The organism is Burkholderia sp. JP2-270, from assembly GCF_003233675.1.
Taxonomy (GTDB): domain Bacteria; phylum Pseudomonadota; class Gammaproteobacteria; order Burkholderiales; family Burkholderiaceae; genus Burkholderia; species Burkholderia pyrrocinia_C.
Window position 1 is genome coordinate 143,387 of sequence record NZ_CP029826.1, and the last position, 15,260, is coordinate 158,646.

General features: G+C 63.3%; 10 protein-coding genes and 1 pseudogene. 8 read left to right on the forward strand and 3 right to left on the reverse strand.

Annotation, left to right across the window (positions count from 1 at the left end; genetic code table 11):
- Window positions 1-44: 44 nt before the first annotated feature.
- Window positions 45-524: a hypothetical protein gene (locus DM992_RS33390; protein ID WP_111021569.1), complete on the forward strand. Its 480-nt coding sequence runs from the start codon at window positions 45-47 to the stop codon at window positions 522-524.
- A 16-nt stretch (window positions 525-540) separates the two neighbouring features.
- The gene (locus DM992_RS33395) at window positions 541-2,241 is read left to right on the forward strand and encodes a cyclic peptide export ABC transporter (RefSeq protein ID WP_111020585.1); all 1,701 of its coding nucleotides are present in this window, start codon (window positions 541-543) and stop codon (window positions 2,239-2,241) included.
- 114 nt (window positions 2,242-2,355) lie between these two features.
- Here the strand turns inward: DM992_RS33395 and DM992_RS43070 are convergent.
- A pseudogene (locus tag DM992_RS43070) lies at window positions 2,356-2,535 on the reverse strand (AMP-binding protein); the annotation flags it as partial.
- A gap of 140 nt (window positions 2,536-2,675) precedes the next feature.
- On the opposite strand from DM992_RS43070, the gene DM992_RS33405 reads away from it, so the two are divergent.
- Complete coding sequence (locus DM992_RS33405; RefSeq protein ID WP_111020586.1) at window positions 2,676-3,578, forward strand: LuxR C-terminal-related transcriptional regulator; 903 nt, start codon at window positions 2,676-2,678, stop codon at window positions 3,576-3,578.
- Window positions 3,579-3,890: 312 nt separating this feature from the next.
- Here the strand turns inward: DM992_RS33405 and DM992_RS33410 are convergent, their stop codons facing one another.
- Window positions 3,891-4,724: a helix-turn-helix transcriptional regulator gene (locus DM992_RS33410; RefSeq protein WP_111020587.1), complete on the reverse strand. Its 834-nt coding sequence runs from the start codon at window positions 4,722-4,724 to the stop codon at window positions 3,891-3,893.
- Window positions 4,725-5,497: 773 nt separating this feature from the next.
- Between DM992_RS33410 and DM992_RS41980 the strand changes: the two genes are divergently transcribed.
- The 5 genes from DM992_RS41980 to DM992_RS33430 all read left to right on the forward strand — a co-directional run bounded on the left by DM992_RS41980 (window position 5,498) and on the right by DM992_RS33430 (window position 14,126).
- Entirely contained in the window at window positions 5,498-5,662 is a 165-nt protein-coding gene (locus tag DM992_RS41980; RefSeq protein WP_162631798.1) for a hypothetical protein, read from the forward strand.
- A 462-nt stretch (window positions 5,663-6,124) separates the two neighbouring features.
- Window positions 6,125-7,873, forward strand: a complete 1,749-nt coding sequence (locus DM992_RS33415) for a cholesterol oxidase substrate-binding domain-containing protein (protein ID WP_111020588.1) — start codon at window positions 6,125-6,127, stop codon at window positions 7,871-7,873.
- Between the two features lie 474 nt (window positions 7,874-8,347).
- Window positions 8,348-9,547 (forward strand): efflux RND transporter periplasmic adaptor subunit, encoded by a 1,200-nt coding sequence (locus DM992_RS33420; RefSeq protein WP_239511512.1) that lies wholly within the window; start codon window positions 8,348-8,350, stop codon window positions 9,545-9,547.
- Complete coding sequence (locus DM992_RS33425; RefSeq protein ID WP_111020590.1) at window positions 9,544-12,735, forward strand: multidrug efflux RND transporter permease subunit; 3,192 nt, start codon at window positions 9,544-9,546, stop codon at window positions 12,733-12,735. Before DM992_RS33420 ends, DM992_RS33425 begins: the two co-directional genes overlap by 4 nt.
- A complete protein-coding gene (locus DM992_RS33430) occupies window positions 12,732-14,126 on the forward strand; it encodes an efflux transporter outer membrane subunit (RefSeq protein ID WP_111020591.1) in 1,395 nt (464 codons plus the stop codon). The genes DM992_RS33425 and DM992_RS33430 overlap by 4 nt, the downstream gene beginning before the upstream one ends.
- A gap of 123 nt (window positions 14,127-14,249) precedes the next feature.
- Here the strand turns inward: DM992_RS33430 and DM992_RS33435 are convergent, their stop codons facing one another.
- Window positions 14,250-15,152: a LysR substrate-binding domain-containing protein gene (locus DM992_RS33435; protein ID WP_111020592.1), complete on the reverse strand. Its 903-nt coding sequence runs from the start codon at window positions 15,150-15,152 to the stop codon at window positions 14,250-14,252.
- Window positions 15,153-15,260 lie beyond the last annotated feature (108 nt).

Consider the following 15,260-nt stretch of genomic DNA (forward strand, 5'->3'; position numbering starts at 1 on the left):
CTGCGATCCCCTGCGGTCCCTATCTCAACAGGCCATTGAAGCTCATGAAAACCATCACCGTTGACCTCGAAGCGGAGTTCGTAAAGTCCGCGCTCGATTCGCTTCACCGGGACTGCAAGCTCGGCGAGGCAATTTCGCTGGCTTATGGGAAATGCGAATCGATCGACGACGTGATCGATCTGATTTTTCCGTTGATCACGAAGAAACGGCGGGTCGATTACATCCTGATGTACAGCATAGAAAGGAATCCCCGCACCCTCCTGCAGTTTCTTCGACTGATCGAATCGCGGTTGACACGGAACGACAGCTGGACAGTCGCGTCGGTCGAGGCTTCGTTGCGTAGCGTGGCCGATTCATCGGGCCTCGGCTGGGACCGTGCGCAGCGCTTGCTGAAGTGCTGCATCCTGTTTTCCGACTCGCCGCTGGAAATCGTGGAAAGCATCGCGTTCCTGGGCAAGCACGAAACCTCGTCGAGATTGAGATCAGCGGCAAGAAACGTCGAACTCAGCCACCTGATCAACTGAGCAATATTGGCGACTCATGGATTCCACTCAAAGTAAATCGCCGCCGTGGCATTCGGCCGCCACCCTGATGTGGCGCAGTCATCCCTGGTTGACCCTGGGTACGGTCCTTACGGGCCTCGTCAGCGGCATTGCGTCGATCGTGGGCGTCGGATTGATCAGCAGGGTGCTGCATGACCAGGATGACCGACAGACGCTGCTGATGATATTCATTGCGGTGAACGTCATCGCGGTTTTCTGCAGGAGCAGCGCCGCCGTGATGCCCTCCTATGCCTGCATGAAAGTCATGACGAGATTGCGCGTCAACCTATGCAAAAGGATCCTGGCGACCCCACTGGACGAAATCGACAGGCGCGGCGCCCCGAATATCCTGACCATGCTGACGCAGGACATTCCGCAGTTGAGCCAGACCCTGCTCACCATACCGACGATCATTGTTCAGTCCGTCGTCCTGGTATGCAGCATCGCCTATCTCGCCTATCTGTCGTGGATCGTTTTCGCTTCGACAATCACCCTGACAATCGTTGGCCTGGCGCTTTACCTGTTTTTCTATCGAAAGGCGGTCAATTTCACGGAAAGAGTTCGCGATGAATTTGTCCAGTTCAATGAATATACCCATGGCCTCGTGTTCGGCATCAAGGAACTCAAGCTCAACAGGGCCAGACGACGCTGGTTTACCAAGGCTGCGATCGAATTATCATCGAAGCGCGTGGCAGGATTCAATTACATAGAACGCTTCTGGTTCATGAGCGGCGACAGCATTGGCCAGATCACGGTAGCGGTCCTGCTCGGATTTTTGCTTTTCGGCGTACCTTCGTTCGGCGTCGTGGACCCCTCCGTACTCACGGCGAGCATTCTGGCCGTGCTCTACATGATGGGGCCTTTGACCATGCTGATCAGTATTCTGCCGATCGTGGCCGAAGGCAAAACCGCGCTCGCCCGGCTGGCGGAATTCGGTTTTTTGATCGATGACAGCGATGATTCACGCGAGGAACCGCCCCATCCGCGCACCAGGGAATCCTCGGCGAATTCATGGCAACTCATTGAGCTGAAAGATGTGAAGATGAACTACCGTGACAATGATTCGTCGGTCGATTTCGTGCTCGGCCCCATCAATATGACGATTCATGCCGGAGAGCTCGTCTATGTCATCGGTGGAAACGGCAGCGGCAAAAGCACGCTGGGCAAAGTACTCAGCGGCCTCTACGTGCCTACCGAAGGCCACATCGCCCTCGATGGAAAGGTCATTGACGACGCTGCCAGGGAACGGTACCGCAATCTGTTTTCCGCCGTATTTACCGATTTCCATTTGTTCAATCGCATCATCGGGCCGGACCGTGAAAATGCGAGCATCGAGCTTGCCCGCAAATATCTCGAAACCCTGAAACTGGCGGACAAAATAGAGATCAATGGCAAGGACTACTCGACAACCAGAGCCTTATCGACAGGTCAACGCAAGCGACTGGCGTTGCTTTGCGCCTATATCGAGGATCGCCCGATTTACATCCTGGACGAATGGGCTGCCGATCAGGATCCGGTTTTCAAGAGATTTTTCTATGAAGTGCTGGTTCCCGATCTGAAATCCCGCGGGAAATGCGTCATTATCATCACCCACGACGATCAGTACTTCAAGCTCGCCGATCGAGTCATTCGCCTGGATAGCGGCCGCATCTTCTCCGATACGGCCATGTGTGCCGTCCGAGCCGAAGTTGCGGGATGAGCAGCGATCCGGATGCGGTGCGTGCGTTGCAGCGCCGCGCAGACCCGATCCGCCACACCGTCCCACGACCGAATGGCGCAGCGGCCACACGTGGGACGAATCGAAATCGAACCACGTGCGCGGCTGCTCGATCAGGTGCAGCACGTTGCGACGCCCGACCATCACAGCCTTCGGCTTACCGGTCGAACCGGACGCGTAGATCGCGCAGGCGAGATCGTCATGGCGCGACGCCGGTTCGACGTAGCCGTCGGTGACCGCGCGCTGTCTGTCGCAGAAAAGTGCGACAGTCGCCACGCGCCGCGCCGGATTCGGCGACCGGCGATGCGTCGCCTGTCCCGGCTATCCGTTACAGACGCGTTCGCCGCCGGGTGTTTAAATCATGTCGGCAACCATGCGCGCAAGCGCAGCTTCAACGTCTCATCAGGAATCCGTTCATGGAGTTCAGCAGATTGTTCGCACACGTCGGCGAAGCGATCTCAAGCAGCGGGAGCCGACGCTTTCCCCGAGTGATGTACAGCCTGATCTCTGCGGCCGTCCCCGTCGACGAGATTCGCATTTCGGAGCTCACGGTCGACGCGACGCCTGACGGCGATCTCGGGGTGCGCAGCCTCGGCGCGGTCGGCGCGGCGCTCGCGATGGCCGGCCCGGCAGCTGCCTGTTACGGGCCGCAGATGCCGCCGCGCCCGGGCGCGAGCCGCCTGCACGTCGATGACACGCTCGCCGGCCACGGCCCGACCCACGCGCTGCTCCGTCGCTTCGTCCTCATGCAGGCTGCGATCGTGCCGCCGCGTTGCGCGCAATTCCACCTCTTGACCCGCAAGCGGGGCCACTATTACCTGATCTCGCTGTATCGCACGAACACGTTCGACGACTTCTCTTCGCGCGAGCAGACCGTCCTCAAGGAGCTCTCGCACGTGCTGTTTCCGATCGTCGAGACCCACGTCGCGGCGCTCGATTCGACTCCGCCGCCCGCCCACGTGGCCGCCGCCGCGCCGCTGGCGACGCAATCCGGCCGGGAGCGCGTGGCGCGGCGGTTCGCCGACCGTCTGCGGCAAGCCGGCGTCAAGCTGTCGACGCGCGAGATCGAGGCATGCACGGCGCTGCTGGCCGGCGACACGGTGCCAGCCATCGCCGTGCGTTTCGCGCTGCGCGAAAGCACCGTCGAAACCTACCTGAAGCGGGCAGCCGTCAAGCTCGGCTTCGGCGGGCGCCATGGTCTCACGCGCTGGATGCTCGACGAGGCGGCGGGGGCCGCGGGCGAGGCCGCGACTGGAGCACGCCGAGACGGCACGAGAAGCGTGCGGCGCGACTGTGCATCGCCGTACCTCGGCACCTGACGCATCGGCACCCGAAGGCTAGCGGTCCGAACGCGCGCCGGCGCCGCGGCGCGCCAGGAACTGCAGCCCTCGCGACGCCGACGCAGGCGACGTGCAAAACAGCATCGGATGGCTGCCGTCGGCCTACACCTCGAGCCGCGCCCCGGCAATCAGGCCGACGATGGAGACCGAACCGCTGCACCCGGTGACATCGTCATCGCCCGCGACGGCGAGCGTCGGCGCGCGCACGCGCACCAGCAATCCCGGCACGCCGGTCGGCGCGCTTGCCGCGCGTCGGGTATCGGCGCGGAGCCCGCGCCCGGCGTGACGGCATCACGCCGCCGACGCGCACGGCACGTAATCGTCGATCATCCATTTCGTGAGCCCGTGCCGGCCGCTGATGCCGAGCTTCACCGCGGCGCGCTTGATGTACGTCTCGACCGTACTCTCCTTCACACCGAGCTCACCGGCCATTTCGCGCAGCATCTTGCCCGTGAGCAGGCCGAGGCACACTTCGCTTTCGCGCGCCGACAGCACGACTGCCGCGCGCGCAAGCCGCGATTCGAACTCCTGGCGCAGCGCCTCGACGGCAGGCATGCCCGCCGTCGCACCTTGCACCGTCGTGCCTTCGAGGTCGCCGTGCCGGCGCGTCGACGCATGCCACTCGACGAGCGGCAGCAGCGTATCGGCGAAATTCTTCAGGAACGACATCTCCTGCAACGAGAAGTCGCAATGCGACGCTGTTCGATGCAGCGAGATCACGTAGCGGCGATTCGCCTTGCACGACACGAGATGGCACTGAAATCCCCCTCCCGGCCCGCGCGGCGGCGCGACTTCGCTGCCATTGCCGCTGCGCATCGGCGGATTGATGTGAATGAGCTGCCGGTCGCAAGCAGCCACGATCCGGTTCAACAGCGGATGCGTTGCCGGCGGCCGCTCGCCGTGCGCGGCCGGCCCGCTGCTGCGCCCGTCGTCACCCGGCGCACCGAACGCGCCGAGAGATTGCACGTGGACGACTTCGCCTGCCGGCTCATCGAGTGTCCATTCAGTCATCCGGGTGATCGCGAGCGGAATCGACTCGACCAGCAATGCATGCATGTCGGATGCGAACCGCTCACTGCCGGCGCTCGAAATCACCTTCCCGAGCTTCGAGAACATCGCGAACATCTGACTCTCCTTGTTTCCTTGTTGTGCGTGCTTGAGGACGGCGGCGCAACGCCAGCGCGGGCGAGCCGGCGCGGTTTGCGCGGCGCGCGTTTCGTCGCGCGTTCTCGCATTGCACGCGCCGATGTGTTCGGCTCGCGCGAAACGGCGGCGCGCCGTGCTCCTCTGTTCAGTTCGATGCGAAACCGCGTGCGGGGACGACGGCGGCGGCCAAGCCGCGGTCGCATTGAGTGGCGATCGTTACCAATGCCCCTGCAAGAAGCTGAAACGTCCATTTCAGTCATTGAGCGTTGCTGGGTGAAAACGTGCTGCCGCCGAATGCACTGAAGGCCGGAACTGGAAAACCCGGCACCGGCCCGGAGCGGGCACGTTCCCGGCGGATTCAACGAAAAAATCACGATGAAAAAATGAAACTATCCTTTCCATTGAATTTTATCCACGAATACCCCAGCCGCGTATGATAGCGGCGATTTAAAATATCTGCATTTATCCTGTAATTAGTTTTTTAGCCACGCCGCTTGCAGACCAAAAATCAACAAATCTGCAAGCCGTTCACGAACAAAATTCTGGCAGGCCAGATAAATCTGGCCTTTGTTTACCACGAAATTTTGTAATAGTCACCCGAGCACCGCATACCATGGATTTTCGTCCAAGAGGCCTTATTCGAGAGAAGAATCGGCGATTTTCATCACGTCACCACCGCTCACCGACGTGGCCTCAAGCACTTTCCTCCGGACATTGTTTCGATTTGATAAACGATCGATTCAATCTTCGTGATGGAAAAGCACAATATTCGCCGCCTACTTTCGGCAGCCCATTGTCGATTACACCTTCAGGCGATAAAAATCGCCGCAAATAACATTTCCGGCGCCGCCGATACGGGTGTCGCAAAATATCAACAAATGGCGAAATCATTGCCCGTCACAAAATATCCATATTGAATCACACGTAATTTATCCCCCCGCCGCTTGCCGCCCGGCAGATAAATTGCTACGCTTTTCCAGCCAAATAAACGACAAATCGCCAGCCGATTTTGAACTGCAGTCAGATTTATTTAAAAAAACGAAACATGAAAATAAATATGCACGCGCAATCATCTTTTATCGATCGTCCCGGCTAGCGCTTCGTCACACGCGATTCAGTCGAATTTCCATATCCACCTGCCGGCAGGGCAGGCCGACGGCCAGTCGAAGAAGTCGCCGGCGATTTTTCGATTCGCTTCCAGACGTCCGTGATGACGCGCGGCCGCGCATTGTCGAATGCACCGTCCTCTTTTCAATCCTGGCCTGCCAGCGCGCAACGCTCCCCGCGCGTCACGCCTGCTCGAATCACCACACTGGCCTCAACGCGTCATTTGTCGTCTTTCCGATCTGTAAAACAATTCCGAGAAATTGGAGCACACCATGAGTCACGACTTTCGAGACGAGCCTGCGCCGCGTCGCGCCTTCCTGGCCAACATGGCGAAACTCGCGGCGGCCGGCGTCGTCACCGGCTGGACACCGCTCTACCAGATTGCCGCGCACGCGCTGACGGCCGGCGCGACACCGCCCGGTTTCCCGGCCGACATTCCGCTTTACAAGCAGGCGTTCCGGAACTGGAGCGGCGAGATCGCCGTGCAGGACGTGTGGACCGCCGCGCCACGCTCCGCCGACGACGTCGTCGCGACGGTCAACTGGGCCCGCACGAACGGCTACCGGGTACGTCCGCGCGGCTACATGCACAACTGGTCGCCCCTGACGCTGGACCCAAGCGCCGGCGCCGCGAACCTCGTGCTGCTCGATACGACGAAGTCGTTGACGGCCGTCTCCGTCGACACGTCGGCGAGCCCGGCGCACGTCACTGCGCAAACGGGCGTCTCGCTGGAGTCGCTGCTCGCGACGCTCGAGCAATATGGCCTCGGCATGGTCGCCGTGCCCGCGCCAGGCGGCATCACGCTCGGCGGCGCGCTCGCGATCGACGCGCACGGCACCGCCGTACCGGCGGCCGGTGAAACCTTGCAGCCGGGCCACACCTACGGCTCGCTAAGCAATCTCGTGGTCGCGCTGACCGCGATCGTGTTCGATCCGGCCCGGCAGCAATACGTGCTGCGCCGGTTCGAGCGCAGCGATCCCGAGATCGGCGCGTTCCTCGCGCACATCGGGATGGCGTTCGTCGTCGAAGTTACGCTGATGGCAGGCCCGAACCAGCGGCTGCGCTGCCAGAGCTTCGTCGACATCCCGTCTTCCGAACTATTTGCGCCGGCCGGCACGTCGGGCCGAACGATCTCGTCGTTTCTCGATCGAGCGGGCCGGATGGAAGCGATCTGGTTCCCGTTCACGACGTGCCCTTGGCTCAAGGTCTGGACGCCGACGCCCAGCAAGCCGTTCCTGTCGCGCACCGTCACGCAGCCGTACAACTATCCGTTCTCCGATTCGATCTCGCAGTCCGTCTCGGATCTCGTCAAGCGGATCGTGATCGACGGCGAACGCGCATTGACGCCGTTGTTCGGCCAGACGCAGCTGGCGATCACGACCGCCGGCCTCGCGCTCACGCTCAGCGGGGACATCTGGGGCTGGTCGCGCACCGTGCTGCAGTACATTCGGCCGACGACGCTGCGCGTCACCGCGAACGGCTACGCGGTACTGGCGCGGCGTGCCGACGTACAACGCGTGATCAGCGAATTCGTGCAGTTCTATCAGAATCGCATCGACGCATACAAGGCACGCGGCGAGTACCCGATCAACGGCCCCGTCGAGATCCGGGTCACCGGTCTCGACAAGCCGGCCGATGCCGGCGCCGGCGCGGTCGTTCCAACGCTGTCCGCGCTCAAGCCGCGCCCCGATCACCCGGAATGGGACATCGCCGTATGGTTCGATATCCTGACGTTACCGGGCACGCCTGGCGCCGATCGCTTCTATCGCGAGATCGAGCAATGGATGCTCGCGAACTACACCGGTTCGTATGCGACGCTGCGTCCCGAATGGTCGAAGGGCTGGGGCTATACCGACACGGCCGCCTGGCAGGATGGCACTATGCTCGCCACCACGATCCCGAACCTGCATCGTGAAGGCCAGCCGCCGTCGAGCAGCTGGGATGCGGCGCGCGCGACCCTCGAACGCTACGACCCGCACCGGATCTTCCGGTCACCGCTGCTCGACCGGTTGATGCCGTAGCAATCCCGGCGGAAGCCGGCGCTGCGCGCTGCCATGCGCGCAGTGCCGCGCGTGCGAGAACTCTTTTGAACATGGCGGGAAGATTCCGAACCCCTCTCGACCAGTTCAGGTGTCTGTCGGTAAATCGTTTCCGTCCCCGACCGGGGTTGCACCGATTCTTTCCATACCTGTCTTCGCCTTCTCGCAGCAGGCGAACCATCAGCCGCCTCTTCTCCACTTCCTCCGAACCGGCGGCCCGAATTGCCTGAGCAGGCATCCGGGCCGCTCGCCGCAGCAGCACGCCCCCCCGCGCACTGCCATTTCCTGCCGAGCCCGCTCACACACCGCCGACAAGCGGCGATTCGTGACTGCGGAGTACAAGTTCTTATGCCGTTTTGTCCGTTTATCGGCCGCTCGCCACACACGATACTGCGCACCATCCGGCGCGTGGCGCCTCACTCGACAATTCGCACGAACATGAACCGATACCCAGGATTGAAGCGCATCGCTCGACGGGTCGCGCTTGCCGCCGCTCCGATGGCCGCGCTCCTCGCATTGCCCGGCTGCCAGTCGGACGACAAGGCGGCGGCCGCGACGCCGAGCGTGATCGTCAGCCCGCCCGTCGCCCGCGACGTCAACGACGTCGACGTCTATACCGGGCGCTTCGACGCCGTCGATACCGTCGACGTGCGCCCGCGGGTGAGCGGCTATCTCGACAAGGTAGCGTTCCAGGATGGCGCGACCGTTCGGAAGGGCGACCTTCTGTTCGTCATCGATCCGCGCCCGTACCAGGCGGCCGTCACGGCCGCGCAAGGCGCACTCGAACGCGCGCAGTCGCAACTGAAGCTGAGCCGGCAAGATTTCGAACGTGCCAGCGTCCTGATCAAGACCGACACGATCGCACAGAGTCTCTACGATCAACGCCGCCAGGCCGTGCAAAGCGCACAGGCTGAGGTAACGAGCGCACAAGGCGCGCTTGAGCGCGCACGGCTCGACCTGTCCTTCACGCGCATCGTCGCCCCCATGTCCGGCCGCATCAGCCGCAAGCTCGTCAGCGAAGGCAATCTCGTGAAAGGCGGCGACAGCGACGCGACCGTGCTGACGACGATCGTGTCGCAGGATCCGATCGCTATCTACTTCGACGTCGATGAAGAAAGCTACCTGCGCTATACGCGCGAAGCGCAGAAAAGCGGTAGCAATGCGTCTTCGCGGCAGGTCGCGATCGCACTGCCGGGCGACGCCCAACCGTCGCTGACGGGCACGATGGATTTCATCGACAACCGCCTCGACAACTCGACCGGCACGCTGCGGCAACGCGCGCGCGTCTCGAACCCGGACCGGCGCCTGAGCCCCGGCCAGTTCGGCCGCGTCTACCTGTCGAGCCGCGTCGCGCATCATGCGCTGCTGGTACCCGATTCGGCCGTCGCGACCGACGCGACGCATCGCGTGCTGTATTTCGTCGACGCGAAGGGCACGGTCGCGATCCGCCCGGTGACCCCCGGCCGCCTGCACGGCAACCTGCGCGAAATCGACGCCGGGCTGAACGCCGGCGACCGCGTGATCGTCGACGGTTTCCAGCGCGTGCAGGCCGGCGACAAGGTCAAGGCCGTGCCGCGCGCGATCGATGCAACGAATACAGCGGCGTTGGCCCAGGCAACCGACAAGGCCAGCGGCACGACCGGGAGCGCGCAATGAACCTCGGCCGCTTGTCCGTCCAGCAGCCGGTGCTCGCGATCGTCCTGTCGATCGTACTGACGATCGCCGGTGCGTTGGCCTATTTCTCGCTCTCGGTGTCCGAGTACCCGGACATCGCGCCGCCGACCGTCGTCATCCAGGCAACCTATCCTGGCGCGTCTGCGGAAACCGTGTCGCAAACGGTATCGACACCGATCGAGCTCGAAGTGAACGGTGTCGAGGACATGCTGTACATGTATAGTCAGGCGACGTCGGACGGCAGCCTTAACATCACCGCGACGTTCAAGCCGGGCACGGATGTCGACAAGGCGCAGGTGCTCGTGCAGAACCGCGTCGCGCTGGCGACACCACGCCTGCCGGAGCCGGTGCAGCGTAGCGGCGTATCGGTGCGAAAATCGTCGCCGACGCAGCTCGGCACGATCTTCCTGTACTCGCCGGACCAGCGCTACGACCCGCTGTACGTGTCCAACTACGCAATCCGCAACGTCGCGGACGTGCTGAAGCGTATCGACGGCGTCGGCGACATCAACCCGCTCGGCGCGCGCGAATACTCGATGCGCATCTGGCTCGATCCCGAGCGCGTCGCGTCGTTCGGCCTGAGCCCGAGCGACCTGATCGCCGCGGTGCGCGCGCAAAACACTCAACTCGCGGGCGGCGTGGTCGCACAGGCGCCGATCACGAACCAGGCGTTCCAGCCGAACCTGATCTTCGAAGGGCGGCTCAAGCGCCCCGAGGACTTCAGCAACATCGTCGTCAAGCAAGGCAAGGACGGGCGGCTCGTGCGGCTGAAGGACGTCGCGCGCGTGGAAGTCGGCGCACTCGCATACGCGACCGACAGCTACATGCTGCGCCACCCGACGATCGCGCTGCAAGTGCTGCAGCAGCCCGGCGCGAACGCGGTCGCGACGATGGACGCGGTCGAGAAGAAGATGGCGGAACTGAGCAAGGACTTCCCCAAGGGCATCGTCTACAACATCGGCTACAACCCGACCGCGTTCATCAGCGACAGCATCCACGAACTGGTCAAGACCATCTACGAAGCCGTCGTGCTCGTCGTGTTCGTCGTGCTGCTGTTCCTGCAGGGCTGGCGGCCGTCCATCATCCCGATCCTGTCGATTCCGGTGTCGCTCGTCGGCACATTCGCTGCAATGGCAGCGCTCGGTTATTCGATCAACAACCTGACGCTGTTCGGTCTCGTGCTCGCGGTGGGGATCGTCGTCGACAATGCGATCGTCGTCGTCGAGAACGTCGAGCGACACTTGTCGACCGGTGCAGGGCCGCGCGACGCGACATTGTTGACGATGAAGGAAGTCGGCGGCGCACTGTTCGCGATCACGCTCGTGCTTTGCGCGGTGTTCGTGCCGACCTCGTTCATCCCCGGCATCTCCGGCCAGTTCTTCCGCCAGTTCGGCGTGACGATTGCCGTGTCGACAGCGATCTCGTTCTTCACATCGGTGACGCTCGCGCCTGCGCTATCGGCCATGATCCTGAAAGCGCATGCCGACGAACACGATGCGGCCGCGCCCGTGTCGCGGATTGCCACGTTGTTCTCGCCTGCGATGCGCGTCGTGCAGCGCTTTGCGAACGCGTTCAACCGCGTGTTCCGGCGCCTGTCCGATGCGTATGGCAGGCTGGTCCGGAAAATCGTGCGAATCATCCCTGCGATGGCCGCCCTGTACGTCGTACTGATCGCCGCAACCGGCTATCTGCTCGTATCGAGCCCGAAGGGCTTCATTCCGGCACAGGATCGCGGCTACCTGGTCGTGCTTGTGCGGATGCCCGACGGTGCGACGCTCGAACGCACGAGCGCGGTCGCGCGCAAGATCGAGGACATCGCACTGTCGGTGCCGGGGGTCGCCCGCGTGCCGGTTTTTTCCGGCGTCAATGCGGCGACCGGTACGAATTCGTCGAACAGCGCCGGCTTGTTCCCGGTGTTCAAACCGTGGCCGGAACGCAAGACTCAGGGGCTGACGATCGAGAACATTGCAGCCGAGATGCGTCAACGGCTGGCAAGCGTCACGGAAGCGTCGATCGTCGTCGCGATGCCGCCGCCGGTGCAGGGCCTCGGCAGCACAGGCGGCTTCGCGATGCGACTCGAAGACCGCAACGGCCTTGGCACCGCCGCGCTCGCCAAGGCGACGCAAGAACTCGTCGCCGCCGCCAACCACACGCCCGGCATGGTCGGCGTCTATACGCCCTACTCCGCAACGAGCCCGCAGGTGCATGTCGAACTCGATCGCGAGAAGGCCGAGATGCTCGGCGTGCCGAGTCAGGAAATCAACGATGCGGTCGAAACCTATTTCGGTTCGACCTACGTCAACGACTTCAACATCGTCGGGCGTACCTATCGCGTCACCGCGCAGGCCGACCTGCCGTTCCGCGCCGACGCATCCGATCTCGCTCGGCTGAAGGTGCGCAACCGCGAAGGCGACATGGTGCCGATCGGCAGCGTGACACGCATCGACGATACGCTCGGCGTCGATCGCGCGCCGCGCTACAACCTGTACCCCGCCACGGAAATCAACGGTGATACGGCACCGGGCCTCGGCTCCGGCTTCGCGATCAAGACGATGGAGACGCTCGCCAAACAGGTGCTGCCGCCCGGCATCTCGTTCGAATGGACCGATCTGTCGTACCAGCAGACCACGGCCGGCAACACCGGGCTGCTCGTGTTTCCGCTGTGCGTGCTGCTCGTGTATCTGGTGCTTGCCGCGCAGTACGGCAGCTGGAGCCTGCCCGCATCGATCCTGCTGATCGTGCCGATGTGCCTGCTTGCCGCATCGCTCGGCGTGCGCGCACTCGGCCAGGACGTGAACATCCTCACGCAGATCGGCTTCATCGTGCTGGTCGGGCTTGCCGCCAAGAACGCGATCCTGATCGTCGAGGTCGCGCGGCAACTGGAGGCCGACGGCATCGAACTCGTCGACGCCATCGTCGAAGCGTGCGTGCAGCGGCTGCGCCCGATCGTGATGACGTCGCTTGCGTTCATTCTCGGCGTCCTGCCACTCGTGATCTCCGAAGGTGCCGGCGCAGAAATGCGGCAGGCGGTCGGCGCGGCCGTGTTCTTCGGCATGATCGGCGTGACGTTCTTCGGGCTGCTGTTTACGCCCGTCTTCTATGTGATGGTTCGCCGGCTCGCGATGCGCAAGACCGCTGTCGCGGCCGTCGCGACGGAGGTGGTGCAATGAAGTTCGTTCGACTTGTGGCCGTGCTGTCCGCAGCGGCCGTCCTGACCGCGTGCACCAGCGCGCCGGTCGCCAACGTCACACCGCCGCCGCTGGCTTCGACGTATGCGAATGTGGATCTGTCGGCCGGCGGCCCGGCGGCCGACACCGTCGCATGGTGGCACGGCTTTCACGATCCGATTCTCGACCGGCTGGTCGACACGGCGCTCGCGAACAATCTTGACCTGAAGGCCGCGGTCGCGCGCATTGACGCGGCGCGCGCGGTACGGATCGGCGCGGCGTCGCAGTGGCTCCCGTCACTCGACCTGAATGCGAGCGCCGGCCGCCAGCGGCAATCGGCATCGCAAGCGTTCCCGACCGATACGCCGACGACCGGCAACGCGTTCGATCTCAATGCAAGCCTTGCATGGGACATCGATATCTTCGGGCGCATCCGTCAGGGCGTGTCGGCCGCCGACGCGGACATCGCGTCCGCGCAGAACGATGCGGCGGCCGTGCGGATCGCGACGATCGACGAAACCGTGCGTACCTACGTGACGGTGCGCGGCCTCGAGCAGCGCCTGACACTGGTCGAAGCCAACGCGTTGAGCCAGCGCAGCACCGAGGAGTCGACGCGGCGCCTGTTCGACGCGGGCGTCGTACCGATTGCCGACGTCGACCGCGCCGCCGCGCAGACGGAGACGACGCTGGCCGAACTGCCCGCGCTGCAACTGCAGCGACAGGCAGCGATCCACCGGCTGTCGATCATCAGCGCATCGACGGTGCAGGACACCTACGCGCAACTCGACCCGCCCGCGCCAGGGCCGGCATGGTCGGCCCCCGCGCCGGGCATCGGCACGCCGGCCGATCTGCTGCGCAGGCGACCGGACGTCCGCGCAGCCGAGGCGCGCGTTGTCGCGGCCTATGCGCGGATCGGCGTAGCCGAGGCCGACTTGAAACCGCACTTGCAACTGATCGGCGTGATCGGTGCGGCGATCGATGGCTTCTCGGGTGCCACGCTCGCGCGTTCGCTGGCATGGATGGCCGGCGCCGGTGCCAGCGCGCCGCTGTTCGACGGCGGACGGCGGCGCAGCGTGGTCGCGTTACGCCGCGCAGAGGCCGATCAAGCGGTCGCCGCCTATCGCACGGCAGTGCTGACGGCAGTCAGCGACGTCGAGACGTCCGTCGCGGCGACTGCCCGCAATCACGGTCGCACCGAACGCCTCGAACGCGCGGTGGCGAATGCGCGCGGCGCGTATATGCAGATCAACCGGTCGTGGCGCAGCGGTGAATCGGCGTTCATCGATACGCTTGAAGTGCAGCGCTCGCTGCTCGCGGCCGAGGATGCGCTCGCGCAGGCACGGACCGACGAAATGCTCAGCAAGGTCAGGCTGATGAGCGCGCTGGGGCAATAAGTGTATGCGGCAGGATCGATCGATGCCGCGCATTGATCGATATACGCAAAGGGCGACGGATTCGATCGATACCGAACCCGTCGCCCTTTATTTGCTGCATGACCGATCACGCATGGGCCATGCTCAGTCGATGTCGCCGACGTCCTTCAACTCCGCGCTGACGTAATCGAGAAAGCTGACGATCCGCGACGATAACGTCGCGTTGCGATAGAAGACTGCGTGGATCGGCTGGCGGAATTCGATGGTGTCGTCGGCGAGCAGTTCGACGAGGCTGCCGTCGCGACGATGGGCGCCTGTCATGTAGTCTGCCAGGCACACGATACCGGCGCCATTAAGCGCCAGCGTCAGCAGCGTCTCTCCGCTCGATGCCTGCAACGCCGGCTGAACTCGATACACATCGCCGTCCGCGTTACGCAACGGCCAGTGGTTCAGCGCCTCCGGCTGCACGAAGCCGAGCACGGTATGGTTCGCGAGGTCAGCCACGCCGGCAGGCACGCCGGCCTTCTCCAGATAGCCCGGGCTGGCGAGAATGCGTAGCCGACTGCCGCCGAGCTTACGCGCGTGCAGCGTCGAATCGCGCAATTCTCCGATCCGGATCGCAACATCGGTACGCTGTTCGAGCAGGTCGATGATCTCGTCGCTCGTATGAAGTTCAACCTCGATCGCCGGGTACGCCTCGCGAAACCCCGGCATCATCGGTGCGATCACGTGCTGCATGAATGGCATCGCAGCATTGATCCGCAGACGGCCCGCCGGCATTTCGCGCTGCCGCGCGATCTGGTCCTCGGCAAACTCGACCGATGCAATAATGTCTCGCGCATAGTCGAGGAAAACGTTGCCCTCTTGCGTCAATTCCAGCCGGCGTGTCGTGCGTCTAATCAGCGTCGTATTCAGTTTATCTTCGAGACGCCGCAGAACGCGGCTCATCACGGAGGTCGGCTGGTGCAATCGGTCCGCTGCACCTGTCAGCGAACCAATGTCCGCGATCGTCACGAACGCGAGCATTTCGTCTAGTGTGGTCTTCATGAAGGAGAATCAGGCACCAATCGTAAACCGCCACGATAGTGTGACTTTGTTCCGCTGATAACCATAAGTCGGAGCGAATCATATTTGATTCCCAGTCAACAAACTCGA